This is a genomic window from Rhodococcus sp. AD45-ID (assembly GCF_003023755.1).
Taxonomy (GTDB): Bacteria; Actinomycetota; Actinomycetes; order Mycobacteriales; family Mycobacteriaceae; genus Rhodococcus_F; species Rhodococcus_F globerula.
In genome coordinates this window covers 394,653-417,740 of the sequence record NZ_PYHL01000002.1, presented here as the reverse complement: position 1 = coordinate 417,740, position 23,088 = coordinate 394,653, and the positions used below count along the sequence as shown (strand labels likewise).

The window sequence follows — 23,088 nt, the reverse complement described above, 5'->3', positions numbered from 1 at the left end:
CTCCCCCGTTATCGAGGAAGGCCGCCCGAGACGGATACGGCTTAAGAACCGATCAGTCGCGTCGCAAGGTAGCTCTCGACCTGGTCGAGTGCGACGCGTTCCTGAGCCATGGAGTCACGCTCGCGAACGGTTACTGCCTGGTCTTCGAGGGTGTCGAAGTCGACCGTGATGCAGAACGGGGTGCCGATCTCGTCCTGACGACGGTAGCGGCGGCCGATGGCGCCGGCGTCGTCGAATTCGACGTTCCAGTTCTGACGCAGTTGCGCTGCAAGATCTTTTGCCTTTGGCGTGAGATCCGCATTGCGCGAGAGCGGCAGGACAGCGGCCTTGACCGGAGCGAGACGACGATCCAGGCGCAGCACCGTGCGCTTGTCGACGCCACCCTTGGCGTTGGGGGCTTCGTCCTCGGTGTACGCGTCGACGAGGAAGGCCATGAGCGAACGGGTAAGACCTGCGGCCGGCTCGATGACGTACGGCGTGTAGCGCTCGCCGGTTGTCTGGTCGAAGTAGTTCAGCTCGGTGCCCGAGTGCTTGGAGTGCGTCGAGAGGTCGAAGTCGGTGCGGTTCGCGATGCCCTCGAGCTCACCCCATTCGCTGCCTTGGAAGTGGAAGCGGTACTCGATGTCCGTGGTGCCCTTGGAGTAGTGCGAGAGCTTTTCCTTCGCGTGCTCGTACAGGCGCAGGTTGTCCTTGTTGATACCGAGGCCGGTGTACCAGTCCATGCGGTAGTCGATCCAGTACTTGTGCCACGCGTCGTCCTCGCCGGGCTTGACGAAGAATTCCATCTCCATCTGCTCGAACTCGCGGGTGCGGAAGATGAAGTTGCCTGGGGTGATCTCGTTGCGGAAGCTCTTGCCGATCTGGCCGATGCCGAACGGCGGCTTCTTACGCGACGTGGTCAGCACGTTCGCGAAGTTCACGAAGATGCCCTGCGCGGTTTCGGGACGCAGGTAGTGCATGCCCTCTTCGCTCTCGACGGGGCCGAGGTACGTCTTGAGCATCATGTTGAAGTCGCGCGGTTCGGTCCACTGGCCGACGGTGCCGCAGTCGGGGCACCCGATGAGGTCCATCGTGACGTCGTCCGGGTTGTCGAGCTTCTTCTTCTCCGCGTACGCCTCCTGCAGGTGATCCTGACGGTGACGCTTGTGACAGTTGAGGCACTCGACCAGCGGGTCGTTGAAGACGCCGACGTGTCCGGATGCAACCCACACCTCGCGGGGCAAAATCACCGAGGAGTCGAGGCCGACAACGTCCTCGCGGCTGGTGACCATGTTCCGCCACCACTGACGCTTGATGTTCTCCTTGAGCTCGACACCCAATGGGCCGTAGTCCCATGCGGACTTGGTGCCTCCGTAGATCTCACCGCACGGGTAGACCAGGCCTCGCCGCTTGGCGAGATTGACGACGGCTTCGATCTTGGACTTGGGTGCCACTGGATTGCTCTCCATCTGGGTAATAGATGCACGGTTTTCCTGCGCTTTTTGCATGTCCAGACTAACCGGCCCCGGAAGTGGACTTCGCGCCACGGTTGACATGCGTACTTGTGCATATCAAAATGAATGTGATTTGCAATAGTGTGGTCTTATGGCTACGCAGGAACGTTGTGACACATCCCTCGAAGGAGCCTCGCTGTGAGCATTGCGGATACCGGCGATCTCCACAACCACCATGATCACGACGCGCTCGATCACACACATGACCCGTTCGAACCCGTCCCACCAGCCGTGGTTCCACCCAAGGAAACTCTGGCTGCGGCCGGTGAGATCCTGCGAGCGCTCGCCGCACCTGTCCGCATCGCGATCGTGCTCCAACTCCACCAGTCGCAGCGGTGCGTCCACGAACTTGTCGGCGCCCTCGGCGTCACCCAACCGCTCATCAGCCAGCACCTTCGTGTCCTGAAGGCTGCGGGCGTCGTGCGTGGCGAACGCCACGGACGCGAAGTTCTCTATCGACTGGCCGACGACCATCTGGCCCACATAGTCGTGGACGCTGTCGCCCACGCAGAAGAAGGATGATCACCACCAACATGAACACCACCGGTCAGTCTGCATTCAAGCGCAGCGCCACTGTCGGCATTCGATCGACCAAACAGCGCAGCGCGATCTCCGCACTGCTCGACGACATCGGCGAGTTCAAGTCGGCGCAAGAGCTGCACGACGAACTGCGCAAGCGTGGTGAAGCCATCGGCCTGACCACCGTCTACCGAACCCTGCAGACCCTCGCCGACGCCGGAACCATCGACGTCCTGCGCACCGACACCGGTGAATCCGTCTATCGCCGTTGCTCTTCCGGCCACCATCACCACCTCGTGTGCCGAAATTGCGGATACACCGTGGAGGTGGAAGGCGCGATGGTCGAGCAGTGGTCACAGACCATCGCCGACGACAACGGATTCACCGACGTCAGTCACACCGTCGAAATTTTCGGTACCTGCCGCGATTGCGCGGCCGCGACTTAATCAGCCAGCGAAAACCGAAGCAGATTGGATTCGCGCGGCTCGAAACCGAGTTTCCGGTAGAGCTGATTCGCGGCTACCCGCGAGCTCCTCGAGGTCAGATCCACAGTGCGGGCGCCGAGCTCCTCGGCGCGAGCGAGGGCTGCTGTGGTCAGCGCGGATCCGACCTGTCGGCCTTGAGCCGCCCCGTCGACCACAACGTCCTCGATCCAGGCGCGGTAGCCGGTCGGGGTCGGAAAGACGACCAGGGTCAGCGTTCCGACGATACGACCGTCGAGCCTGGCCACGAAAAGTGTGTTCGTGGGGCAGGCCACAACCTTCTCGAGCGACGCCGCGGTGACTGGTGGCGCCGTCTTCGACAGCTGCGGAATGAGTCTCGCGCAGGCTTCAACCAGCTCGTCGGTGACTTCGCAGGCCTTGTGGATCTCGAGCGTCATGGACTACTCCTCGAAGAATCGGTGCGTTCAGGTTTAAGGAAGTAGTCCCTGTCGAGCCGTATCGGCTCCCGTGAGCGCCAGGAGCAGCATCGTAGTGAGCGCTTCGTCTTCCAGTCCCGCTGCCGGGAACGTGTACCGCAGAATGACATCTGCGAGACTGCCGTGCCCGAACACCGCGATGGATCCGAACTGGATGGTGCGGTTGCGCTCGGCTACCTTGCGGTGCAGCGCGGCGCTGACCGGACGGTCCCACGCCAGCACGCACGTCATCGACAGAACGTCGAGGCCTTCGGAGAGGTTCATCGCCTGAACCGAGCACAATGCGCCGGCGTACTGGAAACCCAGTGAACCGTCGTCGGCCACGTCGACGGTCACAAAATGTGCCAGCGCTTCGGCGGCACGCTCTTGCAGTCGTGCGGCGTTGTCGGTCTCGGTCATATTTTCACCTGTCATTTCACTCCACCAAATCGGCGGTCGCGTGAGGCATATTCGACACACGCGGCCCACAGGTCACGACGATCGAAATCGGGAAACAGCTTCTCCTGGTACACCATTTCGGCGTACGCGGACTGCCAGATCAAGAAGTTGGACGTACGCTGCTCCCCTGAGGGGCGCAGGAACAGGTCGACGTCCGGCATATCAGGTTCGTCGAGGTACTTCGCGACGGTGGCCTCGGTGATCTTGTCTGGATTGATCTCGCCGGCGGCCACCCGCTTGGCGATTTCCTTGACCGCGTCGGCAATTTCGGCGCGCCCGCCGTAGTTGACGCACATCGTCAGGTTCATCACCGTGTTGTTCTTGGTGAGCTCTTCGGCGATCTCGAGTTCCTTGATGACACTCGCCCACAATCGCGGCTTCCGGCCCGCCCAGCGAACCCGAACGCCCATCTCGTTCATCTCGTCGCGTCGACGACGAATCACGTCACGGTTGAAGCCCATGAGGAAACGCACCTCGTCGGGGCTGCGCTTCCAGTTCTCGGTGGAGAAGGCATACGCAGAAAGCCACTCGACGCCCATCTCGATGCACCCGCACACCGTGTCCATCAGTACGGCTTCGCCGCGCTCGTGACCGGCTGTGCGCGGCAAACCGCGCTCCTGAGCCCAGCGTCCGTTGCCGTCCATCACCAGCGCAACATGGCGCGGGATCAGTTCGGTTTGCAGGATCGGCGGTTTCGCTCCGGACGGGTGTGGGTCCGGGGGCCGGATCACCCGATCTGTAGCAGAATCAAGCGGGGTGCGCGGTTCGCGTCGTCGAATCACGCGTTCCATCCTGCCCCACCGCTGCAGCTCCCTCGACCGCCGCATGCGGCCTTGACCGTTCGATGAGCGGTAGCGTGCGCAATTGCCGCTCCAGATGCCACTGCAAATGCGCTGCGACCAGGCCACTTGCCTGAGTGCGCAGCGAGGTCGGTGCCACGTCGGTACCTTCCCACTCCCCCCGCAGCAACGCTTCCATCAGATCAAGGACACCGGGCGACGGCGTCGCAGATCCGGGTGGGCGACAGTACGTACAGACCGCCCCGCCGGCCGCGACATGGAAAGCGCGGTGCGGGCCGGGAGAAGAACACTTGGCGCATTCCCCGAGCGCGGGCGCCCAACCCGCGTAACCCATCGCCCGGAGAAGAAAAGCGTCGAGAACAAATTCGACGGGACGGCCCTGCTCGGCGATAGCCCGCAAGGCCCCGACAGTGAGCCGCTGAAGTTGCGGCGCCGGTGCACGTTCTTCGCCCGCCAGCCGTTCTGCGGTTTCGAGTACCGCACAGGCCGTGGTGTACCGGCTGTAATCGTCGACAATGTCGGTGGCAAAGGCGTCCACCGTCTGGACCTGCGTGATGATGTCCAGATTTTTACCCGGCAGGAGTTGGACGTCGACATGCGCAAACGGTTCGAGCCGCGCACCGAACTTGGAGGTAGTTCTGCGGACACCCTTGGCCACGGCACGCACCAACCCGAATTGACGGGTGAGCAACGTGACGATGTGGTCGGCTTCGCCCAGCTTATGCAGGCGCAGCACCACCGCCGTGTCTCGATACAACCTCACCGAACAAGTGTCCCACGCGGCACCGACGGTTTATACGACCGCTAGCGACGGGATTTTGTCCAGCGCCTCGGTTCACCGCGATACCGGGCCCTGTCGCCGGCGATTCCGAACTTCTTCCAAGCCCGTCGCGAGACGGGATTCATCAGCCCCAACTCGTCTGCCAATGCGCGCATTTCACCGAAGTAGTTACCCAGGATTCGGCGCGACGTAGGACTGTCCCAAAATGCTTCCCGGATCACCGAGTCGGGAATGTCGAACTTTTCCGCAAACTCCTTCGGCGGTGCCATGATTTCGCCGGACAGCCAACGCATCGCGCCGGGGAAGGCGACAGACGTCATCGCGCGGCCGAACGGGCTCAGTCTCGGAACATGCGTGCGCAGGAAATCGTGCGCGAAGGAAATGTGCCTGGCCTCTTCCGCGATGTGAATCTCCATGGTGCGCAACATCACCGGGACGGTGTCCTTGCCTTCGCGGATGAGATCCTTCTGGAAGTGATCAATCGGTTCCTCACCGGCCAGGATGCCGATGAAGAAGATGACCGGGAACCTAGCGCCCAGCAAGCCGACATACGGAGACATTCGGCGAAACAGCGGGCGCATCCCCGGCACGTCGACGCCAACCCGATTGACGAATTCCTGGAACATCTGAATGTGATTGCACTCTTCGGTCATCTCGTGCAGGCAGTACCGAAACTCCGGGGATTGGTTCGGCAGCGCCATGATGTAGTCCATCATTCCGCGAATCAGGATGCTCTCGAACGCCGAACCCACCTTGGTGACGTTGGCCTGGCGCCACTTCCCCATCGCGATGCGACGCTCGAGGGACTGCTCCTGATACCAACTCGTGGCACCGAGCGGATCGGATATCGACGACAGCACCCACCGGGGGTCGTCGGGATCGATCGCGTATTCCGGTGCATCCCAATCGATGTCGAGATAGGGGTCGAACCTCCTGTGCACCGAGCCGTCGGACAGCGTCGCCAGCAACTCGCGGTACGACTGGTCCATGGTGATCGATGTCGACCTGGCCATCGGTGTCTCCTCACAGTGCCTGTAACTCGATGTGGCTCAACTTAGTGCTACGACGAGTCTCACACAACCCCTATGGCGTCGACGTGCTCACTTCAGCTCATTCATCGCTTCTTCCCGAATGCGCGGAAACTGCTCACCCATGGCGGCAGCAAGAGCATTGGCACCTGACAGCGGCCGGACCATCACCGTGAACTCGTCGATCAGCCCGTCGTCGTCGAAATGCAGAAAGTCGCAACCGTTTACGAGCTTGCCGTCCACTGTTGCCTCGAAGACCAAGGCATGATCGCGACCATCTGCCGACTCGATCTCGCGCACATACCGGAAATCCTCGAACACCCGCATCACACCGCGCAGGATCGACGCCGTGATCGCCTTGCCGGGATACGGCATGAAGGCAACAGGACTGGTGAAGACCACGTTGTCGGCGAGCAGCGCCTCCATGGCGTCGGTATCGCGCGCTTCGACAGCACTTCGGAAGGACTTCATGGTGACTCCTCGTCATGGGGTTGTTCGGCAGGGTTGTTCGGCGGCCAAGTAATCATGCGCGCTGCGACGCCCACCCACGCAGCAATCGAAGACCGTCGTTCAGCCCTATCGCACGCGTCACTCGACCGAGGACAATGGAACGTACGCCGAAGGGGGTCACATCATGAACGAAAAGCACTGGTCGGTGGATATCACCATCGACGAACACACATCCGACACGGCACACCGAACTCGCGCGATTGCCCGACTGCGGGCGCAGGAAGACACGCACTTCGCAGGAGCCGGTTTCGCGCGCTGCAATCCCGCCGACCGAGACGTACCCGAGATCGGTGACGAACTTGCGGTCGCGCGCGCTTTGGCCGACCTTTCTCGTCAATTGATCGAGGCCACAACTTCTGATCTCGCAAGCGCTACGCACGAAACAATTCGGCTGACGTCCTGACGCTGCTGCGCGAGCGGCTAGTCCGGGAGCAGCGGCACCGAAACGTCGGGATCGCGGCCGATCAGCACTGCCCGCGTGAGCGCCCCCGAGCCGAACTTCTTCCGCACACTGTCCATCGCGGAGTCGAGGGCAGCGGTATCCGGCCCGCCGTCGAAGGACAGTTCCAATTGCTCCGCGCCGCTTCGGTCCAGATTGGATACGGCAACAGCGATCAGCGTGATGCCTTTGTCGGCGATCAGTGGCGCCGCTTCGCTCAGCAGCGCCATCGCCGCATTCAACAGATCTGTGGTTTCCGCCGTCGAACGGCGCAGCGTGTGGGAACGGGTTGCCCGCGTGAAATCGCCGAAACGCAGCCGGAGTGTGACGGTGCGGCCGGTTTGTTGCGCGGAGCGCATGCGGCGCGACACCCGATCGACCAGCGACATCAACGACACCTCGAGTTCGGATCGTGAGTGCTCACCTCGACCCAATGCGTGCTGAGCGCCCATCGAACTTCGGCCGCCGTACGAACGCACCGGCCGCGGATCCCGGTTGTGCGAGAGCGCGTACAGGTGTCGGCCGGCGCCGCGACCCAGAATCGACACGATGGACGACTCGTCATGCCGCGCGATGTCCCCCACCGTCGCGATGTCGAAATTCCGCAGCTTCTGCGCAGTGATCTTGCCGACGCCCCACAGCCTTTCCACGGGCAGCGGATGCAGGAATTCACGCTCACCGTCCGGTGGCACCAGCAGCAATCCGTCGGGTTTGGCATAGGCGCTGGCTACCTTCGCCAGGAACTTCGTGCGGGCAATGCCGACGGTGATGGGGAGGCCAACCTGCTCGGCCACGTCTCGTCTGAGGTTGGCGCCGATCTGCAGTGGCGTGCCGACAATGCGTGCCAGTCCCCCGACTTCCAGGAAGGCTTCGTCGATCGAGATCCCCTCTACCAGCGGCGATGTGTCATGCAAGACCTCGAATACGTCCTTGCTCGCCTGTGAGTACGCGTCCATGCGCGGCGGAACGACAATTGCCTGCGGACACAACGTACGCGCCTGACCACCACTCATTGCGGTACGGACCCCGAACGCTTTGGCCTCGTAGCTGGCCGCCAGCACCACACCCCCGCCCACGATGACGGGTCGCCCGATCAAACCAGGATCGTCTCGCTGTTCGACGGAGGCGTAGAACGAGTCGAGATCGGCATGCAGGATCGTGGCGCCACCGGACCGGTGATCGCCGCGAGCATCTGACGACATCGACACGAACAGATGTTCGCACAGGCCACCGACACACTTCGCCCTCTTCCACGGGGAAGCGCTGAGGCGCACGATTAAGTGGTGAACGACATCGCCGGAACTTCGACGCCAATGGCCTCGTGGCAGGTACACCAGCCTGGGCCGGTCCGAACGCACCCATTGGTCGAGGTTCAGCAATCGCGGCCGGTGCCTACCTCGGGCGAATTACTGGTCCGGGTTCTCGCCTGCGGAGTGTGTCGCACCGACCTGCATATTGCCGAAGGCGAACTGCCCGTACATCGCGCAAATGTGGTTCCCGGCCACGAAATTGTCGGTGTGGTCGAAGAGGTCGGTACGGCGGTCGAGGACTTCTCCCCTGGCGATCGCGTCGGAATTCCGTGGCTGCATTCCACGTGCGGCGCGTGCGAGTACTGCTTGCGCGGCCGGGAGAACCTGTGCCCGAACTCCACGTACACGGGCTGGGACATCGACGGCGGCTACGCCGAATATGCCGTGGCGACAGCCGAATTCGCGTTGCGCTTGCCGGATGGGTACAGCAATGCCGAAACCGCACTGCTGCTGTGCGCCGGCATCATCGGATTTCGGGCACTTCAGCGCGCCGAGGTCCCCGATGGTGGGCGACTGGGGATTTACGGTTTCGGCGGGAGCGCACACATTGCCGCGCAAGTCGCGATTGCGCGGGGCGCAGAAGTCCACGTCATGACGCGCAGCGAATCGGCGCGCGCACTGGCCTCGCAGCTCGGCGCGGCCTCGGTGCAGGGTAGCCGCGACCGTCCACCCACTCCGCTGGATTCAGCCATCCTCTTTGCTCCCGCCGGAGATCTGGTTCCGACTGCACTCACCGCGCTGAACCGTGGCGGAATCCTGTCGATCGCCGGGATACACCTCTCCGACATACCTAGCCTGAACTATCGGCACCACTTGTTCTACGAGCGCGAAATTCGTTCGGTCACCGCAAACACACGGCGCGATGCTCGGGAGTTCCTCGCGTTTGCCGGCGAGCACCACCTCGAAATCACCGCCAACACGTATCCGCTAGCCGATGCGAATCGGGCCTTGGTCGACCTGGCCGAGGACCGAATTACCGGCGCTGCCGTCTTACTGCCTCAACTTGTCGACTCAGGAGGACGAGCATGAATGCACCAATTGTCGTGGGAGTGGACGGTTCGACGCGCTCGTTGGACGCGGTTCGCTGGGCGTCGCACGAGGCAGTTCTCCGCCGGCGGCCTCTTCATATTGTTGCCGCGATCCGCGGCGAACCGAGCACGTACGGAAACGCTTTCACTCTCGCTGCGCCGCAGTTTGCCGCGAAGCGCCGGGAAGGAAAACTCAGACTGTCCCGTGGCCGAGCGGCGGCGCTGCCTGCAACAGGTGACGGCCCGGTTGTCACCGAGCACCTCGGTTTCGGTCACCCGGTCGACATTTTGCTCGAACAATCAGCGGACTCCGCAATGCTGGTCGTAGGCTCGCGTGGCCTCGGCCGTTGGGCTGACGGGATTCTCGGTTCTGTCAGTACAGCGATTGTCCTGCATGCCCGGTGTCCGGTGGCCGTGATCCGAGAACTACCTTCGGAGGACGAACCGGCGCGAGGCCGTCCCGTTGTTGTCGGCGTCGACGGCAGCGAACACAGCGAACCGGCACTGGCCCAAGCCTTCGAAACGGCTTCGCTGCACGGCGTCGAACTTGTTGCCGTCCACGCTTGGAGCGATTCTCACCTGTCCACAGCATTCCGCACCGATCCCGACGGCGAGTCTCTCGACTGGGATGCCGTCGCCATTGCCGAGCACGCAGTTCTCGCCGAACGGCTTGCCGGATGGAAGGACCAGTATCCCGACGTCGTCGTTCGTCGAGTTGTGGTGCACGACAACCCTGCTCAAGAACTAATCACCGAGTCGAAGTCTGCGCAATTGGTTGTTGTCGGCCGACGGGGACGCGGCGGTTTCAAGTCCATGTTGCTGGGCTCGACAAGTCGAAATCTCTTACACCGGGCGTTGTGTCCACTGCTGATCGTCACGCACCCCTGAGCCGACACCACCCGAATTCTCACACCACGAAGCGGTAACCCATCCCCGCTTCCGTGATCAGGTGCTTGGGGTGAGCCGGGTCGTCTTCGAGTTTGCGACGCAGTTGAGCCAGATAGACCCGCAGGTAGTGGGTCTCGGTGTCGTAGGCCGGTCCCCACACCTCACGGAGAAGTTCCTTCTGCCCGACCAACTTTCCGCGGTTGCGCACCAGCATCTCGAGCATTCCCCACTCGGTGGGCGTCAGATGTACCTGCTCGCCGCGCCGACTGACCGTCTTCGCCGACAAATCGACGGTGAACGAGGCCGTCTCCACCGACGGTTCCGACGTGTCGGTTGCCGATACTCCTCGCCGCGCTGCCGCGCGCACTCTCGCCAGGAATTCGTCCATCCCGAACGGCTTGGTGACGTAATCGTCCGCACCGGCGTCCAACGCTTCGACCTTGTCTGCCGAGTCGGTGCGTGCCGACAACACGATGACCGGTGCGGTACACCAGCCACGCAGTCCGGCAAGCACTTCGGTGCCGTCCATGTCCGGCAGACCGAGGTCGAGAATCACCACGTCCGGCGGCCGTTCCGCTGCGGCCCGCAGCGCCCCTGCTCCGGTGGACGCCGTCACCACGTCGTATCCACGCACAGTGAGGTTGATGCGTAGTGCCCGCAAGATCTGCGGTTCGTCGTCGACAACCAGTATCCGGCTCATGACTCGCTTCCATTCGTTCCTGCACCGGCCAGTTCGACCATCATCGTCAACCCACCGCCCGGAGTGTCGGTGGCACTGACCGTTCCGCCCATCGCGTCGACAAATCCGCGAACCACGGACAGTCCGAGCCCGACGCCGCCCGTGTTGTCGCGATCCCCCATTCGCTGAAACGGCTGGAACATCGATTCGGCTTCGCCGCGCGGTACACCGGGGCCGGTATCTGCGACGGTGATGACGGTACGGTCTCCGACGCGTGCTGCTCCCACCCGCACCGGTGTTCTGCCGCCGTACCGCAAAGCGTTGTCGACGAGGTTGGCGATCACTCTCTCGAGCAAACCCTGATCGGCTTGCACGGCAACAGTACCCACGTCGACGATCACACTGTGGGACCGGGAGTCCGACCGGCCGCCGATGCCCAATCCGAGCAGCGCCCGGTGAACAACTTCGTCGAGATATACCGCCCGCAACGTCGGCTTGACCACTCCCGCAGCCAGTCTGGACGAATCAAGCAGGTTGCCGACCAGAGCGGTCAACTGATCCGCAGACTCCTCGATGGTGGCCAGTAGTTCTGCCGTGTCCTCGGGTGAGAACTCGATGTCGTCGCTGCGCAAGCTCGACACAGCAGCCTTGACGCCGGCAAGAGGTGTCCGAAGGTCATGGCTCACAGCCGAAAGCAACGCTCGGCGCAGTTGATCGGCCTCGGTCAGTGCTGCCGCTTTGCTCGCTTCGACCGTGAGCTTGTCCTGACGGATCATGCCGACCGCCTGGTGCGCGACAACGGTCAGCACCCGTCGATCACGCGCACTCAGCTCCGGCCCCGATAGCAGTAGCGCGTATTCGCCTTCATTGACCTCGCACACGGTATCCGCGTCAGCCTCACGTGCCGGCGGTTCGGCGCCCACCGCAGCGACTACGCCGTCCTCATGATGCACCACCGAAACCCCACGTTGACGGTAGATTTCGCGAGCTTTCTCGAGCAGCGTGGACAGGTCAGCGCCGCGGAGAACCGACCCCGCAAACAGTGTCAGAAGTTCCGCTTCCTCCGAAGCGCGCTTCGCTTCCCGCGCTTTTTTGGCGGCCGCATCCACCAGAACAGCCACTGCCACAGCCACTATCAGCAGAACGACCGTCGTGATGAAGTTGTCGGGTTCGGCAATCGTGAAGCTGTATTTGGGGTCGGTGAAGAAGTAATTGAGCAGTAGTCCCGATATCAGAGCAGACACCATGGCCGGCCCAACACCACCGAGTAGCGCGACCAGAACCACCACCACGAAGAACAACGCGTTTTCGCCCTGCACACCGGAGATCCGGTCGATCAGACCCATGAGTCCGGCTGCGGCCGTCGGAACCACCACTGCCGCAATCCACGACAGCAAGCGGCGCTCGGATCGGCCGAACAACGAGATCCGACGGCGGACGGTCGCTTCCTCGTGGGTGACCATATGCACGTCGATGCCGCCGGACTGCTGAACGACCGCCGCGCCGATCCCCTCGTCGAGAATTCGGGCCAACCGCGACCGCCGCGACGTCCCCAAGACCAACTGCGTGGCGTTCTCCTCACGCGCGAACTCGAGGAGCGTCGACGGTACGTCGTCGCCGACCACGGTGTGCAGAGTTGCGCCCACCCCGGTTGCCAGTGCGCGCACCTTTCCCATCTCCGGTGCCGAGACACCGGTGAGGCCGTCGCCGCGAACGACGTGCACCACCATGAGTTCGGCACTCGACTTGGAGGCGATCCGAGAAGCGCGTCGTACCAGGGTTTCCGACTCCGGTCCCCCGGTCACCGCAACGACAACGCGCTCGCGCGCTTCCCAGGTGTCGGTGATCTTGTTCTCGGCCCGGTACTTCGCCAGCGCCGCGTCCACCTGATCGGCTACCCACAGAAGCGCCAACTCGCGTAGCGCGGTGAGGTTTCCGCGCCGGAAGTAGTTTCCGAGGGCCGCGTCGACTCGTTCGGGGGCATAGACATTTCCGTGGGACAGTCTGCGTCGCAATGCTTCCGGAGTGATGTCGACCAACTCGACCTGCGCCGCACCGCGCACAATTTCATCCGGAACCGTTTCCTGCTGTGTCACTCCCGTGATGTGCGCGACTACGTCGTTGAGGCTTTCGAGGTGTTGCACGTTGACGGTCGAGAGGACGTCGATTCCGGCGTCCAACAACTCCTGCACGTCCTGCCACCGCTTGTGATTCTTACTTCCCGGTGTGTTGGTGTGCGCCAATTCGTCTACCAGCACCAAGGCGGGGCGACGGGCGAGCACCGCCTCGACATCAAGTTCCGGCATCCGTGTGCCCCGATATTCGACCAGCTTGGGCGCGATGATCTCGAGGTCGCCGATCTGCTCGGCGGTGCGGGCGCGGCCGTGTGATTCCACAACGGCCGCGACCACATCAGTTCCACGGGCCCGGCGGCGATGAGCCTCACCGAGCATCGCAAAGGTCTTTCCGACGCCTGGCGCTGCGCCGAGGTAGATGCGCAGTTCACCTCGTTTGCGCGTACCGACCTTCTCAGAAGAACTCACGTGACAATCATCCACCAGCAGTCGACGTGGCACACGTAGGCGCCGTCAAACCGAGAGCAAGATTCAGTTCGAGGACGTTGACGCGCTCCTCACCGAGGAAGCCCAACTGCCGCCCGTCGGTGTGCTCGCTCACCAATTCCCGTACCGCGTCTTCGGATATCCCGTTGGTCGAGGCAACCCGGGGCACCTGCAGCAGCGCGTAAGCCGGGCTGATGTGCGGATCGATGCCCGAGCCCGAACCGGTGACGGCGTCAACGGGGACGGACGACGGGTCTACACCCTCGCGATCCGCGATGGCGGCCCGACGCTCGGCGATGAAGTCGGCAAGAATCTCACTGCTAGGCCCCTGGTTCAAGGGCAACGCAGCGGCGGGATCACCCGTTGCAAAGGGGTCCTCGTCCGCAACCGAGCCCACAACCCGGTTGTGGAAGAACGGGTCGCGCGCTCCCTCCGGCACCTGCGGATCGACGCCTACCCAAGCACTTCCGACTACGCACCCGGCCGCATCGGTCACTGGTGATCCTTCAGCGGAACCGGAACTGATCCGGCCAACTCCCCAGACCGCGGCGGGATAGATCACGCCGAGAATCACGGTGAGCGACAGCAGCACCAGAAGGCCCGCCCACACCTGTTTGGCAAAACCGATAGTGAAACGCATGGCAGGTCACCCAATCCCGGGAATCAAACGAACAACAAGATCGATCAGCCAGATACCGATGAACGGCGTGATCACACCGCCGAGTCCGTACACCAGCAGATTTCGGCCGAGCAGCGCCGACGCCGTCGACGGCCGGTATCGAACGCCCTTCAGGGACAGTGGAATCAGCGCGATGATGACGAGCGCATTGAAGATCACGGCCGAGACGATTGCCGACTCGGGAGTGGCCAGTCGCATGATGTTCAGCGCATCCAACTGCGGGTAGATACCACTGAACAGCGCCGGCAGAATCGCAAAGTACTTCGCGAGGTCGTTTGCCAGCGAGAACGTGGTCAACGCGCCGCGAGTGATGAGCAACTGCTTGCCGATCTCGACGATTTCGATCAACTTGGTGGGATCGGAATCAAGATCCACCATGTTCCCGGCCTCCTTGGCCGCCGAGGTACCGGTGTTCATCGCGACGCCGACGTCCGATTGCGCCAGTGCGGGAGCGTCATTGGTACCGTCGCCGGTCATCGCCACGAGGCGACCACCCTCCTGTTCCTTTCGGATCAGGGCAAGCTTGTCTTCCGGCGTTGCTTCCGCCATGAAGTCGTCCACACCAGCTTCGTCCGCAATGGCCTTGGCGGTCAACGGATTGTCTCCGGTGATCATGATCGTGCGGATTCCCATGGCGCGCAGTTCCGCAAACCGCTCCGCCATACCGGGCTTGACGACGTCCGAGAGTGCGATGACGCCCAGAACCGACGCTTTCTCACCCTCTGCCACAGCCACAACAAGTGGTGTACCGCCCGCCTGGGCTATCTCGCCCACGGAATCGGTGACGGCAACATCGACTGTTCCGCCGTTTCGCGCAATCCAGCCCAGGACGGCATCGGCCGCGCCTTTGCGGATCTCGCGACCAGGCAGGTCCAATCCACTCATACGCGTCTGCGCTGTGAACGGAACGAACTCTGCCCGGTTCTCGTCCGCTGTCGGTTCGGTTCCCAGGCCGAACTGTGCGGCGCACAGTTCGACAATGCTGCGTCCCTCGGGAGTTCCGTCCGCAAGGCTCGACAACCGCGCTGCGGCAGCAAGTTCGAGCGCCGAGACACCCGGAGCGGGATGCAGAGCCGTGGCCCGGCGATTACCGAAGGTGATGGTTCCGGTCTTGTCCATCAACAGCGTGTCGATATCCCCGGCAGCTTCGACGGCGCGTCCCGACATCGCAAGCACGTTGCGCTGCACCAGACGATCCATCCCGGCGATGCCGATAGCGGACAGCAGTGCGCCGATCGTAGTCGGGATCAGGCACACCAGAAGGGCGATCAATTTGATCGGATCCTGCTCGTGGCCGGCGTACAACCCCATCGGACCGATAGCAACCACCGCGAGCAGGAAGATCACCGTGAGGGACGCAAGCAGGATGTTGAGCGCAATCTCGTTCGGTGTCTTCTGACGCGAAGCGCCCTCGACCAACGCAATCATCCGGTCCACAAACGACTGGCCTGGTGCCGCCGTGATCTCCACGACGATGCGGTCGGAAAGTACCGTCGTACCACCGGTGACGGCGCACCGGTCACCGCCCGATTCGCGGACCACCGGCGCGGATTCGCCGGTGATGGCGGACTCGTCGACGGACGCGATGCCTTCGACGACATCGCCGTCGCCCGGTATGACCTCACCCGCCACCACGATCACCCGATCGCCGACAACGAGGTCGGTACCGGACACCATCTCGATGGCACCACTCTGCGTTATGCGATGGGCAGTGGTGTCCTGCTTCACCTTTCGCAGACTGGCCGCCTGCGCCTTACCGCGCCCCTCGGCCACGGATTCGGCGAGGTTGGCAAAGATCACCGTGAACCAGAGCCACAGTGTGATCACCCAAGAGAAGACGGACGGTTCGGCAATCGCCATGACCGTCGTGATGACGGAGCCGACGAACACTACGAACATCACCGGATTGCGGGCGAGATGCCGCGGGTCGAGCTTGCGTACGGCGCCCGGTAGTGCAGTGATCATCTGCCGCGGGTTGAACGCGCCGGCCTTGACGTGGTGGGAATGGACGGCGCCGTCGACGCTGTCCACCGCCACAGGTTTTTCTTCGGCATTGAGGGTCGCTTCGGTATTCATGGTCATTGGAGCGCCTCCGCGATAGGGCCCAGTGCGAGGGCCGGGAAGAATGTGAGTGCGGCAACCAACACAACGGTGCCGGTGAGGAGTCCGGTGAACATCGGCCCCGACGTGGGCAGGGTACCGACGGTGGGCGCCACCTTCTTCTGCGACGCCAATGATCCGGCCAATGCGAGCACAAAGATGATGGGCAGGAAGCGGCCGAACAGCATGGCGATACCGAGCGAGGACTGGAACCAGTCGCTCGTGACGGTCAAACCGCCGAATGCGCTGCCGTTGTTGTTCGACGCCGACGCGAAGGCGTACAGCACTTCACTGAAGCCGTGGATGGACCCCGGCGAACCCGGATCTCCGCCGTTTCCTTGATATCCCAAGGTCGACCCGAGAATCACTGTGATGCCGGTGCCGATCAACACCAGCGCAGGCATCACCAGAATCGAGAGCGCTGCCAGGGTGATTTCACGTCGGCCGAGTTTCTTACCGAGGTACTCGGGCGTGCGGCCAACCAGGAGTCCGCCGACAAACACCGCGATCAGCGCGAGGACCAAGATGCCGTACAGACCGGTTCCGACTCCGCCGGGAGCGATTTCTCCGAGCAGCATATTGAGTAGGACCGCACCGCCGCCCAAGGGAGACATACTGTCGTGTGCGGAGTTGACTGCGCCGGTGGATGTTCCGGTGGTGCTCACCGCGAACAATGCCGATCCGGGAATCCCGAAGCGAACTTCCTTACCTTCCATCATCGAACCTGCTGCGGTTGCGGCGACACCGCGGGCACCGGATTCAGCGGCCAATGTGACGGCCAGCAATCCGCTCCACAACAGACCCATCACAGCGAGCAGCGTCAGCCCTTGACGGCGGTCACTGACCATCGTTCCGAAAGTCCTTGTCAGACACACCGGAATCAGCAGTATCGCCAGAATCTCGACGATGTTGCTGAGCGGCGTCGGATTCTCGAACGGATGGGCGGAGTTAGCAGCAAGGATTCCGCCGCCGTTGGTTCCGAGTTCCTTGATCGCTTCCTGCGACGCCACCGGTGCGAGGGCATTGGTGACGGCATTTCCGTCGAGACCCGTCGACGCAAATCCGCTGTGGAACGACTGAATCACGCCCTGACTCAACAGGATCAGTGCGATCACAAACGAGAACGGCAACAGGATACGAAGGCATCCTCGCGTGAGGTCTACCCAGAAGTTCCCGATCTCACCGCCCCTCGCTACTCGGACGAAGCCGCGAACGAGCGCAATCGCCACCGCCATACCTACAGCTGCCGATACGAAGTTCTGAACAGCCAAACCCAACGGCTGAACGACATTGCTCATCGTCGTTTCCGGAGTGTATGACTGCCAGTTCGTATTGGCCACAAAGGAAATCGCCGTATTGAACGCCACCGCCGGGCTCACCCCTGACAGCCCGTCACTGAGCGGCAATACACCCTGTATCCGCTGAAGGAAGTAGAGCAGCAACGCACTCGCGAGCGAGAATCCCAGCACACTGGCGGCGTAGCCGTACCACGTCTGCTCAGCCCGTGAATCGATCCGGCCGACTCGGTAGATGACGCTCTCCACCCGCAGATCACGGGTCGAGGTGTACACCCGAGCCATGTAATCGCCGACCGGAACGTACGCGATCGCCAACACAATCAGAACAAACGCAATCTGCAGTCCGGCTGCCAGAGCGGGCGACATCAGAACCTCTCAGGATCTACGAGCGCAACAAGGAGATAAACAACCAGAGCCGCGGCCACGGCAATCAGCACGACGCTGACAACACCGGCGACCGTCATTTGGGAGCGCTCGCTTGTAAGGCGCGAAGAACCAGTGCGCACACGAGAAAACCACCAAGAATCAGAGCAACGTAGGCCAAGTCGGCCATGAGCTTCCCTCTTCGACATCAAAAACCGTGCTGCAGTTCATCGCAGCCATGACGCACCAGGAGCGCTCTCCCAGCTTCGACCTGAAAATGCCGGCTTTGACGCTCTCTGACGATCCGTTTACACAGCGGACAACCGTCTTGACGGAATCTTGACGCGCCACCGACCGTCGTCGATACTGAAACGCGTTGCTGATCGGTCGCTCGATAAGTTCCGAATAAAGGAGTTCAATGCCGCCGAGACCGCATACGGAACTGCGCGATGCCCCTACCTTGATCGATCAGGTAGCCGGTCTGACGTCGGGCGCCACGTCGTCCGTGACAGCCACGACCGAGACACTCGACCGCATCGACGCAGCGCAGTCGACACTCAATGCATTCAAGATCGTTCGCCGCCAGAAAGCACTCGAGGAAGCCGCCGACGCAGACCGCCGGCTTGCCCGCGGCGAGCGACTCCCGCTCCTGGGCGTACCCATCGCGGTCAAGGACGATGTCGACATCACCGGCGAGCCCACCGCATTCGGTTGCCCCGGCGACTTCCCCGTCAAGACGGAAGATTCCGAGATGGTTCGACGGTTACGCGCCGCCGGCGCTGTCATCGTCGGAAAGACCAACAGCCCTGAACTAGGCCAGTGGCCGCTCACCAGCGGTAGTGCCTTCGGATACACCCGCAATCCATGGTCACGTGAGCACACTCCCGGCGGTTCGTCCGGCGGTACCGCAGCCGCGGTTGCGGCCGGATTGGTCAGCGCCGGAATCGGTTCCGACGGAGCCGGGTCGATCCGGATACCGGCGGCCTGGACCAATCTGGTCGGCATCAAACCACAGCGTGGCCGCATCTCCACGTGGCCCGACGCCGAAGCGTTCTACGGCCTGACCGTCAACGGACCGCTTGCCCGCACGGTCGCCGACGCAGCCCTTCTCCTCGACGTAGCAGCCGGAAACCACGACGGCGACCTACACACGCCGACGCCACTCACGGTCAGCGACGCGGTCGGCCGCGATCCCGGAAGGCTGAACATTGCTCTCTCCCTGCGTAATCCGTTCACCGCTACACCAGTCACACTCGATCCCGAAGTGCGAAGGGCTGTATATGCCGTCGCCGACACGCTGCGCAGCCTCGGCCATCGCGTCGTCGTGGACGATCCCGCCTACGGACTGATCTTCGGCCTCAACTTCCTGCCACGCTCACTCGTCGGGGTACACGATTGGCTCGGGCGCCTCCCCGACCCGGCGCTCGCAGACCCGAGAACTCGCGGAAATGCACAGAGCGGCAAGCTACTTCGCGGGGCACCGTTGCGTGCCGCTCGGGCGGCCGAGCCGAGAATGCGCAGGCGCATCGGCGCAATCTTCGACAAGTACGACGTCGTCCTTGCGCCAACCACGGCAACTCCGCCGATCCCGGTCACCGCTATCGACGGTATCGGCGGCTGGGAAACCGACAAGGTGATGACTGCGGCGTGCCCGTATGCCTGGCCATGGAATGTCCTCGGGTGGCCCTCGATCAATATCCCCGCGGGATTCAGCAGCGCCGGACTGCCGATCGGAGCACAATTGATGGGTAGCGAGAGCACTGAGCCGTTGCTGGTTTCGCTCGCCTCGCAATTGGAGTCGGTGCTCCGCTGGGATCAGAGTCGTCCTCAACAGTGGTGGTGAGCCCAAATGGCCGCAGGAGACATCCGAACAAGCATCCTCGACGCGGTACTTCACATCGTTGCCACCGAAGGTATCTCCGGTGTGAGTAACCGTCGCATTGCATCCGACGCCGGGGTGTCACTGGGTTCCGTCACGTATCACTTTCCGAGCCAGTCGGACATGCTCCGGGCCGCACTGTCCCGGTTTGCGGCCGAGGAGACTGCCCGCATACTCGAGCTCGTCGAGCAGTACCGCGACCAGGATTTGAGCGCGGAGGATGCGGCGGCCGCCACGGAGAGCATCGCGCAGGACATCGCTTTTGTGGTCGAGCGGATCGCACCGTTCGAGATGTTCGTCGCCGCAGGCCGCGATCACGAACTTCACCAGATAGCCGCGGAGTGTTTTGCGGCGTACGACTCTTTGGGAGTCGCAGTCCTGACCGCGCTCGGGGCACCTGATCCGGAATCCGTCGCGTCCTACCTCGTCGCGATGATCGTGGGCCTACAACTGCGCCGCCTGGCAACAGGTATCGACAACGCGGATGTTGCGTCGTCGATCCTGTTGGTACTCAAAGGGGCTGCGCCCTAGAACCCGAGCCGACCCAACTGCTTGGGGTCGCGCTGCCAGTCCTTGGCAACCTTGACGTGCAACTCCAGGAAGATCCGCACACCGAGGAGCTTCTCGATCTGCAGACGCGCGCTGGTGCCGACTTCCCGTAGGCGCGCTCCGCCCTTGCCGATGACGATGCCCTTCTGGCTGGGCCGCTCGACATAGAGCAAAGCGTGGACGTCGAGCATCTCGCCCTGCTTCTCGGTGCGTCCTTCACGCGGAATGACCTCTTCGATCACGACGGCGAGAGAGTGCGGCAATTCCTCGCCCAGACCCTCGAGCGCGGCCTCACGGATGAGTTCGGCCATGAGCACCTCTTCGGGCTCATCCGTCAATTCACCGTCGGGGTAGAAGGCCGGACCCTCGTCCATCAGACCGGACAGCACGTCGACCAGTATCTCGACCTGCTCACCCGACTGGGCGGACACAGGCACAACTTCGCACTCGGGTCCGAGCAGGGTGGACAGTGCTAGCAACTGCTTGCCGACGGCGTCGCGGCTGACCTTGTCGATCTTGGTGACGATGCCGACCAACGTCGTCTTCGGCGCCATCTGGCGGACCTGCTGCACAATCCAGCGGTCGCCGGGGCCGATGGGCTCGTCAGCCGGAATGCATAGGCAAATGACGTCGACCTCGGAGTACGTATCGCGAACCAGGTCGTTGAGGCGCTGGCCCAGCAGGGTGCGCGGCTTGTGCAAACCCGGGGTGTCCACCAGGATCAGCTGGGAATTCTCGCGGTGCACGATGCCGCGGATCGTGTGGCGCGTCGTCTGCGGACGCGAGGACGTGATGGCGATCTTGCTGCCGACCAACGCGTTGGTCAACGTGGACTTACCCGTATTGGGCCGGCCGACGAAACACACGAACCCCGACCGGAATTCCTTCTTACTCATACCTACTCCTCGTAGAACGTCTCGCTCAGTCATCGTTGTCTTCTGCCGCATCGTCTTCCGAGCGAGGCGCACGCTGCACAAAAACCGTGCTGATGCGCACACGTCCACGGCCGGTGTTCGTTCCCTCACCGCGCAGGATCAAACCGTCGTACTCCACCTCGGATCCGGGTAGCGGCACCCGGCCGAGCACGTAACCGATCAAACCGCCGACGGTCTCGACTTCGTCGTTCTCGAGTTCCAGATCGAACAGTTCGCCGAGGTCCTCGATGGGCAGGCGCGCCGAGACGCGGAACATCCCGTCACCAAGATCTTCGACGGGTGGTGTCTCGTCTTCGTCGTACTCGTCCGCGATCTCGCCGACGATTTCCTCGATGACGTCCTCGATGGTCGCGAGCCCGGCAATTCCGCCGTACTCGTCGACGAGGATCGCCATGTGGTTGCGGTCGCGCTGCATTTCGGCGAGCAGGCTGTCGAGTGGCTTTGAATCCGGAACGAATACCGCCGGACGCATCACCTCACAGACATTGACGCTGCGGCCGCCGTCGGGCAGGTGATAGGTCTGTTTCACCAGGTCTTTCAGGTACACGACACCAAGAACGTCGTCGACGTTCTCACCGATCACCGGTAGGCGCGAGTGTCCGCTGCGCACTGCCAACGATGTTGCCTGTCCGGCGCTCTTGTCGTTCTCGATCCACACCATGTCGGTGCGCGGCACCATGACTTCGCGGGCGGACGTGTCGCCGAGATCGAACACGGACTGGATCATGCGACGCTCTTCGTCGTCCACGACGCCGCGAGCCTGTGCCATGTCGACCAGTTCACGCAGTTCGATTTCCGACGCGAACGGGCCGTTCCGGAAACCTTTACCCGGCGTCAGCGCATTACCCAGAAGAATGAGGATGCGACTGACCGGCCCGAGAAGAACACCGATCCACAACAGCGGCAACGACGCCGTCAGAGCGATCGAGTACGCATGTTGACGACCAAGCGTCCTCGGCCCGACACCGATCACCACGTACGAGACCAGCACCATGACAGCAGCCGTGGTTGTCAGAGCCCAGCCCATCGACATCACATCGATGAGTGCGCCTGCCAACACGACTGTTGCGGTGATCTCGCACAAAATGCGAAGCAACACCATGAGATTCACGTAGCGCGGACGATCGGTCAGAATGCGTTGCACGCGCTCAGCGCCTGCTCGCTCCTCTTTTGCCATCTCGTCGATGCGTGCCGACGATATTGTGTTGAGCGCCGAATCCACGGCGGCGAAGAGTCCACCGACCGGGACCAGAGCAACGGCTAGTACCAACAGCGCGATTGCGCTACTCACTACAGATCCCCCGGCTGTTCGATTATCGGTCTGCGCCGTCGACGAACCCGGTCTTGCCGAGCAGTTTCTGATCTCGCTCCGCCAGCGCGGCCTCGCGTTCGATCCGACGCAAATCCTCGTACCACTCTTCGAGGAGACTGTTCTGCAGTCCGAACATCTCCTTCTCCTCTTCCGGCTCCGCGTGGTCGTAGCCGAGGAGGTGCAGCACCCCGTGGACCGTCAGCAACGCAAGCTCGTGGGCCAGTGAATGCCCGGCCTTGTCTGCCTGATCGGCCGCGAACGACGGGCACAGGACGATGTCGCCGAGCATCGACGGTCCGGGTTCCGGGGAGTCGGGGCGTCCGCCTGGCTCCAGTTCGTCCATCGGGAAGGACATGACGTCGGTCGGACCCGGAAGATCCATCCACCGGACGTGCAGATCTGCCATCGTCGCGGAGTCGACGAGAACCATCGACAGCTCGGCCGCCGGATGGACATCCATCCGTGCGATCACGAAACGGGCGACACTGATCAACTCCGGTTCGGAGATGTCCATGCCCGATTCGTTCGAGACCTCGATGCTCATGTGCGACGCTCTTTCCTGGGAAAAGTAGGGGTTGGT

General features: G+C 62.6%; 24 protein-coding genes. 7 read left to right on the top strand and 17 right to left on the bottom strand.

The annotated features are described in order from the left end of the window. Window positions 1-41: 41 nt before the first annotated feature. The gene (locus tag C7T36_RS18055) at window positions 42-1,433 is read right to left on the bottom strand and encodes a glycine--tRNA ligase (protein WP_033233186.1); all 1,392 of its coding nucleotides are present in this window, start codon (window positions 1,431-1,433) and stop codon (window positions 42-44) included. Window positions 1,434-1,631: 198 nt separating this feature from the next. Between C7T36_RS18055 and C7T36_RS18050 the strand changes: the two genes are divergently transcribed. Beyond that, on the top strand, window positions 1,632-2,015 hold the full coding sequence (locus C7T36_RS18050; RefSeq protein ID WP_033233027.1) for a helix-turn-helix transcriptional regulator: 384 nt from the start codon (window positions 1,632-1,634) through the stop codon (window positions 2,013-2,015). Further along, window positions 2,012-2,458 (top strand): Fur family transcriptional regulator, encoded by a 447-nt coding sequence (locus C7T36_RS18045; protein ID WP_230590059.1) that lies wholly within the window; start codon window positions 2,012-2,014, stop codon window positions 2,456-2,458. Before C7T36_RS18050 ends, C7T36_RS18045 begins: the two co-directional genes overlap by 4 nt. On the opposite strand, the gene C7T36_RS18040 is transcribed toward C7T36_RS18045, so the two are convergent. The 6 genes from C7T36_RS18040 to C7T36_RS18015 all read right to left on the bottom strand — a co-directional run bounded on the left by C7T36_RS18040 (window position 2,455) and on the right by C7T36_RS18015 (window position 6,449). Next, a complete protein-coding gene (locus tag C7T36_RS18040; RefSeq protein WP_045067007.1) occupies window positions 2,455-2,892 on the bottom strand; it encodes a GNAT family N-acetyltransferase in 438 nt (145 codons plus the stop codon). The genes C7T36_RS18045 and C7T36_RS18040 overlap by 4 nt on opposite strands. 33 nt (window positions 2,893-2,925) lie before the next feature. Beyond that, window positions 2,926-3,345, bottom strand: a complete 420-nt coding sequence (locus C7T36_RS18035; RefSeq protein ID WP_106939767.1) for a YbjN domain-containing protein — start codon at window positions 3,343-3,345, stop codon at window positions 2,926-2,928. Beyond that, window positions 3,342-4,160 carry an isoprenyl transferase gene (locus C7T36_RS18030; RefSeq protein ID WP_045067006.1) on the bottom strand — a complete coding sequence of 273 codons (819 nt, stop codon included), beginning with the start codon at window positions 4,158-4,160 and terminating at the stop codon, window positions 3,342-3,344. Before C7T36_RS18030 ends, C7T36_RS18035 begins: the two co-directional genes overlap by 4 nt. Continuing rightward, a complete protein-coding gene (recO, locus tag C7T36_RS18025) occupies window positions 4,117-4,932 on the bottom strand; it encodes a DNA repair protein RecO (protein ID WP_033233019.1) in 816 nt (271 codons plus the stop codon). Before recO ends, C7T36_RS18030 begins: the two co-directional genes overlap by 44 nt. Window positions 4,933-4,973: 41 nt before the next feature. Further along, on the bottom strand, window positions 4,974-5,963 hold the full coding sequence (locus C7T36_RS18020; protein WP_045067005.1) for a diiron oxygenase: 990 nt from the start codon (window positions 5,961-5,963) through the stop codon (window positions 4,974-4,976). An 87-nt stretch (window positions 5,964-6,050) separates the two neighbouring features. Beyond that, the gene (locus tag C7T36_RS18015; RefSeq protein WP_033233015.1) at window positions 6,051-6,449 is read right to left on the bottom strand and encodes a nuclear transport factor 2 family protein; all 399 of its coding nucleotides are present in this window, start codon (window positions 6,447-6,449) and stop codon (window positions 6,051-6,053) included. 163 nt (window positions 6,450-6,612) lie between these two features. On the opposite strand from C7T36_RS18015, the gene C7T36_RS18010 reads away from it, so the two are divergent. Continuing rightward, complete coding sequence (locus C7T36_RS18010; protein WP_045067004.1) at window positions 6,613-6,891, top strand: DUF1876 domain-containing protein; 279 nt, start codon at window positions 6,613-6,615, stop codon at window positions 6,889-6,891. 17 nt (window positions 6,892-6,908) lie between these two features. Here C7T36_RS18010 and dinB read toward each other — a convergent pair whose 3' ends face one another. Continuing rightward, window positions 6,909-8,129 carry a DNA polymerase IV gene (gene dinB / locus C7T36_RS18005; protein WP_045067895.1) on the bottom strand — a complete coding sequence of 407 codons (1,221 nt, stop codon included), beginning with the start codon at window positions 8,127-8,129 and terminating at the stop codon, window positions 6,909-6,911. 111 nt (window positions 8,130-8,240) lie between these two features. Between dinB and C7T36_RS18000 the strand changes: the two genes are divergently transcribed. After that, the gene (locus C7T36_RS18000) at window positions 8,241-9,266 is read left to right on the top strand and encodes a zinc-dependent alcohol dehydrogenase family protein (RefSeq protein WP_033233183.1); all 1,026 of its coding nucleotides are present in this window, start codon (window positions 8,241-8,243) and stop codon (window positions 9,264-9,266) included. Continuing rightward, window positions 9,263-10,153: a universal stress protein gene (locus C7T36_RS17995; protein WP_045067003.1), complete on the top strand. Its 891-nt coding sequence runs from the start codon at window positions 9,263-9,265 to the stop codon at window positions 10,151-10,153. The genes C7T36_RS18000 and C7T36_RS17995 overlap by 4 nt, the downstream gene beginning before the upstream one ends. Window positions 10,154-10,172: 19 nt before the next feature. Here the strand turns inward: C7T36_RS17995 and C7T36_RS17990 are convergent, their stop codons facing one another. The 6 genes from C7T36_RS17990 to kdpF form a co-directional block, all read right to left on the bottom strand. After that, window positions 10,173-10,853: a response regulator gene (locus tag C7T36_RS17990; RefSeq protein ID WP_033233006.1), complete on the bottom strand. Its 681-nt coding sequence runs from the start codon at window positions 10,851-10,853 to the stop codon at window positions 10,173-10,175. Beyond that, the gene (locus C7T36_RS17985; protein WP_045067002.1) at window positions 10,850-13,375 is read right to left on the bottom strand and encodes a sensor histidine kinase KdpD; all 2,526 of its coding nucleotides are present in this window, start codon (window positions 13,373-13,375) and stop codon (window positions 10,850-10,852) included. Before C7T36_RS17985 ends, C7T36_RS17990 begins: the two co-directional genes overlap by 4 nt. Before the next feature lie 7 nt (window positions 13,376-13,382). Continuing rightward, on the bottom strand, window positions 13,383-14,033 hold the full coding sequence (locus tag C7T36_RS17980; protein ID WP_045067001.1) for a potassium-transporting ATPase subunit C: 651 nt from the start codon (window positions 14,031-14,033) through the stop codon (window positions 13,383-13,385). A gap of 6 nt (window positions 14,034-14,039) precedes the next feature. Next, window positions 14,040-16,037 carry a potassium-transporting ATPase subunit KdpB gene (gene kdpB, locus C7T36_RS17975; RefSeq protein WP_230590070.1) on the bottom strand — a complete coding sequence of 666 codons (1,998 nt, stop codon included), beginning with the start codon at window positions 16,035-16,037 and terminating at the stop codon, window positions 14,040-14,042. Window positions 16,038-16,150: 113 nt separating this feature from the next. Further along, the gene (gene kdpA / locus C7T36_RS17970) at window positions 16,151-17,836 is read right to left on the bottom strand and encodes a potassium-transporting ATPase subunit KdpA (protein ID WP_045066999.1); all 1,686 of its coding nucleotides are present in this window, start codon (window positions 17,834-17,836) and stop codon (window positions 16,151-16,153) included. Then, window positions 17,836-17,934 (bottom strand): K(+)-transporting ATPase subunit F, encoded by a 99-nt coding sequence (gene kdpF / locus C7T36_RS17965; protein ID WP_033232997.1) that lies wholly within the window; start codon window positions 17,932-17,934, stop codon window positions 17,836-17,838. Before kdpF ends, kdpA begins: the two co-directional genes overlap by 1 nt. 317 nt (window positions 17,935-18,251) lie before the next feature. Here kdpF and C7T36_RS17960 point away from each other — a divergent pair, with 317 nt between their 5' ends. Together C7T36_RS17960 and C7T36_RS17955 are read left to right on the top strand one after the other, a co-directional pair. Beyond that, a complete protein-coding gene (locus C7T36_RS17960) occupies window positions 18,252-19,676 on the top strand; it encodes an amidase (RefSeq protein ID WP_033232995.1) in 1,425 nt (474 codons plus the stop codon). Window positions 19,677-19,682: 6 nt separating this feature from the next. Further along, window positions 19,683-20,243, top strand: coding sequence for a TetR/AcrR family transcriptional regulator (locus C7T36_RS17955; protein WP_045066998.1), 561 nt, complete (start codon window positions 19,683-19,685; stop codon window positions 20,241-20,243). On the opposite strand, the gene era is transcribed toward C7T36_RS17955, so the two are convergent. From era to ybeY, 3 genes are read right to left on the bottom strand one after another with little or no spacing between them, the layout of a single operon-like run. Continuing rightward, on the bottom strand, window positions 20,240-21,157 hold the full coding sequence (gene era, locus C7T36_RS17950; RefSeq protein ID WP_033232991.1) for a GTPase Era: 918 nt from the start codon (window positions 21,155-21,157) through the stop codon (window positions 20,240-20,242). The genes C7T36_RS17955 and era overlap by 4 nt on opposite strands. Before the next feature lie 25 nt (window positions 21,158-21,182). After that, window positions 21,183-22,487 (bottom strand): hemolysin family protein, encoded by a 1,305-nt coding sequence (locus C7T36_RS17945; RefSeq protein ID WP_033232990.1) that lies wholly within the window; start codon window positions 22,485-22,487, stop codon window positions 21,183-21,185. A 22-nt stretch (window positions 22,488-22,509) separates the two neighbouring features. Next, window positions 22,510-23,052, bottom strand: coding sequence for an rRNA maturation RNase YbeY (ybeY, locus tag C7T36_RS17940; protein WP_033232989.1), 543 nt, complete (start codon window positions 23,050-23,052; stop codon window positions 22,510-22,512). Window positions 23,053-23,088 lie beyond the last annotated feature (36 nt).

What these genes read in the sequence shown, in the direction of transcription:
- C7T36_RS18045 (WP_230590059.1), top strand. Translation starts at nt 2,012, where the DNA reads ATGATCACCACCAACATGAACACCACCGGTCAGTCTGCATTCAAGCGC.
- C7T36_RS18040 (WP_045067007.1), bottom strand. Translation starts at nt 2,892, where the DNA reads ATGACGCTCGAGATCCACAAGGCCTGCGAAGTCACCGACGAGCTGGTT.
- C7T36_RS18035 (WP_106939767.1), bottom strand. Translation starts at nt 3,345, where the DNA reads ATGACAGGTGAAAATATGACCGAGACCGACAACGCCGCACGACTGCAA.
- C7T36_RS18030 (WP_045067006.1), bottom strand. Translation starts at nt 4,160, where the DNA reads ATGGAACGCGTGATTCGACGACGCGAACCGCGCACCCCGCTTGATTCT.
- C7T36_RS18020 (WP_045067005.1), bottom strand. Translation starts at nt 5,963, where the DNA reads ATGGCCAGGTCGACATCGATCACCATGGACCAGTCGTACCGCGAGTTG.
- C7T36_RS18015 (WP_033233015.1), bottom strand. Translation starts at nt 6,449, where the DNA reads ATGAAGTCCTTCCGAAGTGCTGTCGAAGCGCGCGATACCGACGCCATG.
- C7T36_RS18010 (WP_045067004.1), top strand. Translation starts at nt 6,613, where the DNA reads ATGAACGAAAAGCACTGGTCGGTGGATATCACCATCGACGAACACACA.
- dinB (WP_045067895.1), bottom strand. Translation starts at nt 8,129, where the DNA reads ATGTCGTCAGATGCTCGCGGCGATCACCGGTCCGGTGGCGCCACGATC.
- C7T36_RS18000 (WP_033233183.1), top strand. Translation starts at nt 8,241, where the DNA reads ATGGCCTCGTGGCAGGTACACCAGCCTGGGCCGGTCCGAACGCACCCA.
- C7T36_RS17995 (WP_045067003.1), top strand. Translation starts at nt 9,263, where the DNA reads ATGAATGCACCAATTGTCGTGGGAGTGGACGGTTCGACGCGCTCGTTG.
- C7T36_RS17990 (WP_033233006.1), bottom strand. Translation starts at nt 10,853, where the DNA reads ATGAGCCGGATACTGGTTGTCGACGACGAACCGCAGATCTTGCGGGCA.
- C7T36_RS17980 (WP_045067001.1), bottom strand. Translation starts at nt 14,033, where the DNA reads ATGCGTTTCACTATCGGTTTTGCCAAACAGGTGTGGGCGGGCCTTCTG.
- kdpB (WP_230590070.1), bottom strand. Translation starts at nt 16,037, where the DNA reads ATGATCACTGCACTACCGGGCGCCGTACGCAAGCTCGACCCGCGGCAT.
- kdpA (WP_045066999.1), bottom strand. Translation starts at nt 17,836, where the DNA reads ATGTCGCCCGCTCTGGCAGCCGGACTGCAGATTGCGTTTGTTCTGATT.
- kdpF (WP_033232997.1), bottom strand. Translation starts at nt 17,934, where the DNA reads ATGACGGTCGCCGGTGTTGTCAGCGTCGTGCTGATTGCCGTGGCCGCG.
- C7T36_RS17960 (WP_033232995.1), top strand. Translation starts at nt 18,252, where the DNA reads ATGCCGCCGAGACCGCATACGGAACTGCGCGATGCCCCTACCTTGATC.
- C7T36_RS17955 (WP_045066998.1), top strand. Translation starts at nt 19,683, where the DNA reads ATGGCCGCAGGAGACATCCGAACAAGCATCCTCGACGCGGTACTTCAC.
- era (WP_033232991.1), bottom strand. Translation starts at nt 21,157, where the DNA reads ATGAGTAAGAAGGAATTCCGGTCGGGGTTCGTGTGTTTCGTCGGCCGG.
- ybeY (WP_033232989.1), bottom strand. Translation starts at nt 23,052, where the DNA reads ATGAGCATCGAGGTCTCGAACGAATCGGGCATGGACATCTCCGAACCG.